General features: G+C 53.8%; 1 protein-coding gene. It reads right to left on the bottom strand.

Features of this window, described 5'->3' with window-relative positions; genetic code table 11:
- Positions 1 to 273: AMP-binding protein (locus FE394_RS19330; protein WP_319927938.1), on the bottom strand; the 273-nt coding region annotated here is incomplete at both ends.

Raw genomic sequence — 273 nt, 5'->3', positions numbered from 1 at the left:
ACCATGAACTAAACCTGACCAGACTTCCCACGTGGCGGCATCGAATGAAATATTGGCACAATGAGCGATGCAGTCATCGGGACCGATGTCGGCAAAGCCATTATTGATAATCAGGCGCAGGACATTGCGGTGCTCGACCATCACCCCTTTGGGCTGTCCGGTAGAACCGGAGGTGTAGATCACATAGGCCAGATGGCGGGATGTCAGCCCCAATGCCTGTGTATCCGGATTATGGTCCGGCAGGGTTTCAGGGAACGATGCCTGATTATCGAG

This window comes from Xenorhabdus littoralis, assembly GCF_033949345.1.
GTDB classification, from domain to species: Bacteria; Pseudomonadota; Gammaproteobacteria; order Enterobacterales; family Enterobacteriaceae; genus Xenorhabdus; species Xenorhabdus littoralis.
The sequence above is the reverse complement of the archived record's forward strand: the minus strand, read 5'-3'. Positions and strand labels throughout refer to the sequence as shown.